Origin of the sequence: Streptomyces sp. NPDC057638 (assembly GCF_042800315.1) — a bacterium.
GTDB lineage: Bacteria > Actinomycetota > Actinomycetes > Streptomycetales > Streptomycetaceae > Streptomyces.
Genome location: NZ_JBHVHF010000533.1, coordinates 1 through 3,036 on the forward strand (window position 1 = coordinate 1; position 3,036 = coordinate 3,036).

Sequence of the window (3,036 nt, forward strand, 5' to 3'; positions counted from 1 at the left end):
GCTGAGGCCCGCGGGCACACCGAAGGGCCGACGGCCCGGGAGCGAGGTCAGGCGCGGACCAGGGAGAGGACCTCGTCGCGGATCGCGTTCAGGGTCTCCTCGTCGCGGGCCTCGACGTTCAGCCTGAGCAGCGGCTCGGTGTTGGAGGGGCGGAGGTTGAACCACCAGTCGGAGGTGGTGACCGTCAGCCCGTCGAGGGTGTCGAGGGTGACGCCCGGGCGGGACTCGAAGGCGGTGCGGACGGCCGCCGTGCTCGCCGCCTGGTCGGCGACGGTGGAGTTGATCTCGCCGGAGGAGGGATAGCGGTCGTAGTGGGCGACGAGCTCGGAGAGCGGCGCGGGCTGTGAGCCGAGCGCGGCGAGTACATGGAGGGCCGCGAGCATGCCGGTGTCCGCGTTCCAGAAGTCGCGGAAGTAGTAGTGGGCGGAGTGCTCGCCGCCGAAGATGGCGCCCGAGCGGGCCATCTCCTCCTTGATGAAGGAGTGCCCCACCCTCGTACGGACGGGAGAGCCGCCGTGCTCACGGACGACCTCGGGCACCGACCACGAGGTGATCAGGTTGTGGATGACCGTGCCGCCGGGGTGCTTCTCCAGCTCGCGGGCGGCCACCAGGGCCGTGATCGCCGACGGGGGGATGCCCTCGCCGCGCTCGTCCACGACGAAGCAGCGGTCGGCGTCGCCGTCGAAGGCGAGTCCGAGGTCGGCGCCCTCGGCGCGCACCCGCTCCTGGAGGTCGACGATGTTCGCCGGGTCCAGGGGGTTGGCCTCGTGGTTGGGGAAGGTGCCGTCCAGCTCGAAGTACATCGGTACGAGGGTGACCGGCAGTGCGGCGAAGACGGTGGGCACGGTGTGGCCGCCCATGCCGTTGCCCGCGTCCACGACCACCTTCAGCGGGCGCATCTGGGACAGGTCGACCAGGGAGAGCAGATGGGCGGCGTAGTCGGTGAGGGTCTCGCGTCGGCTGACCGTGCCGGGCTCGGCGGCCGGTTCGGGCGCGCCCTTCTCCCGCCAGCTCTCGACCAGGGCGCGGATGTCGGCGAGGCCGGTGTCCTGGCCGACGGGCGCGGCCCCGGCACGGCACATCTTGATGCCGTTGTACTGGGCCGGGTTGTGGGACGCCGTGAACATGGCGCCCGGCAGCCCGAGGTGGCCCGAGGCGAAGTAGAGCTGGTCGGTGGAGCAGAGCCCGATCAGGGTCACATCGGCGCCACGCGCCGACGCGCCCCGCGCGAACGCGTCGGACAGTCCGGGCGACGACGGCCGCATGTCGTGGCCGATGACGATCGCGTCCGCGCCCGTCACCTCCACGAACGCGGCGCCGAACAACTCGGACAGCGCCTCGTCCCACTGATCCGGCACCACCCCGCGAACGTCGTACGCCTTCACGATCTGCGACAGATCAGCAGCCACGGGCCATCCTCCGACATCTCTCTGCTAGGTCCTGGGTCAAGGAATGAGGGGATCCGGGGATCCAACGCACACAAGGAACAAGGAACAAGGAATACAGGAAAGACACTGAATCACTGGGCCGCCGGGAGGTGCGGAGCGGGGGTGGGTGAGCGGGACGGGACGGGTTGAACCGGCGGGACCGGCCACGAGGAGGAAGTGACGGTAAAGAGCGGAAGTGGCAGTAAGGAACAGGAGAGGCGGGAGGAGCGGAAGACGCGGGAGTGATGGAGGGGCCGACCGGGCGAAGGCCCGCTCGCGCGTCATCGAGCACCCGGTCCCTCCGGTACGTCTCCGTCCCGCAGGCGGCCGTCCGTCCTGCCCCCGATGACCGGCCCTCCCCACCGCCCACGGTCACCCCACCGTAACCGCGTCTCACTCCTGCCCGTACCGTGGATCCACTGTTTCCGGGGCGAGCCCCAGCAATTCCGCGACCTGCTCGACGACGACCTCATGCACCAGAAGCGCGCGTTCCTCACGGTTCTTCGTCCGGATCTCCACCGGACGGCGGTAGACGACGATCCGGGCCCGCCGGCCGGGCGCGGCCGGGGCCGAGCTGCCGAGCGGTACGGACTCTTCCGGTACGCCCGGGACATCGAGGATCAGGAAATCGACCTCCGCCAGCTGGGGCCAGTTGCGTTCCAGGCGTTCCACCGAGTCCCTCAGCAGAGCCTGGAACGTTTCGGCGCGGCTGGCCGCGAGCGGGACCTGCGGTGGGGCGACCGGGCCGCGCATTCCCCGGCCATGGCGGTCGCGGCGGCGGGGGCCCGGCTCCGCCGGGCGCGGCGGTACAGGACTGTCCATCACGGTCGCAGGGTAGCTCTCCGGGGCGCGGGGCGATCGGTCCCGGCACGTCAACGACCGCTCCTGACCACGGCGTGTCACTCGATGAGCGTTCCGTTTGCGGTTGAAGGCGGATCGATATGCACCGACGATCGCGTAAGGGATAGTCAATGACCTGATTTACACCACATCATGACCGAGCCAGCCATGCCCGCTCGTCAGGCGCTCCTCCTTCACCGCAGGTCAGGAAGGGCGTTTGAGGAGCCCCCCAACCCGGCCCCAGACCACGACACGGTGGAGTGACCTGATGGCAAGTCGTCGCAGCCCGCTCAAGAGTGCGGTACCGTCCAACGTCGTGACCTCCGTACGTCGCTGTTCGCGCACCGCCTGCGGCCGCCCTGCCGTCGCGACCCTGACGTACGTCTACGCCGACTCGACCGCGGTCCTCGGGCCGCTCGCCACCTACGCCGAGCCGCACTGCTACGACCTCTGCGCCGAGCACGGCGAGCGGCTGACCGCGCCGCGCGGCTGGGAGGTCGTCCGGCTCACCGACGTCTCCGCGCCCGCCCGGCCCAGCGGGGACGATCTGGAGGCCCTCGCCAACGCGGTCCGGGAGGCCGCCCGCCCTCAGGGGCGCGCCGCCGAGGCCGGTGGGGCCCGTCGCGCGGCCGATCCGATGGAGGTCGCCCGCCGGGGTCATCTGCGGGTGCTGCGCTCCCCCGACACCTGAATCCGACCGGCCGACGCCTGGTGAAGAAACGGTACGTAAGAACGGTACGCACGGCGGACGGACACAGCGGGCCCGGCT

At 70.7% G+C, this 3,036-nt stretch carries 3 protein-coding genes; 1 reads left to right on the plus strand and 2 read right to left on the minus strand.

Translation table 11 applies throughout. The features are described from left to right. Window positions 1-47: 47 nt before the first annotated feature. Together ACFVIM_RS34420 and ACFVIM_RS34425 are read right to left on the minus strand one after the other, a co-directional pair. Window positions 48-1,409: a phosphomannomutase/phosphoglucomutase gene (locus ACFVIM_RS34420; protein WP_384310129.1), complete on the minus strand. Its 1,362-nt coding sequence runs from the start codon at window positions 1,407-1,409 to the stop codon at window positions 48-50. Window positions 1,410-1,820: 411 nt separating this feature from the next. After that, complete coding sequence (locus ACFVIM_RS34425) at window positions 1,821-2,249, minus strand: metallopeptidase family protein (protein ID WP_384310133.1); 429 nt, start codon at window positions 2,247-2,249, stop codon at window positions 1,821-1,823. Between the two features lie 286 nt (window positions 2,250-2,535). Between ACFVIM_RS34425 and ACFVIM_RS34430 the strand changes: the two genes are divergently transcribed. Further along, complete coding sequence (locus tag ACFVIM_RS34430; RefSeq protein ID WP_384310131.1) at window positions 2,536-2,958, plus strand: DUF3499 domain-containing protein; 423 nt, start codon at window positions 2,536-2,538, stop codon at window positions 2,956-2,958. Window positions 2,959-3,036 lie beyond the last annotated feature (78 nt).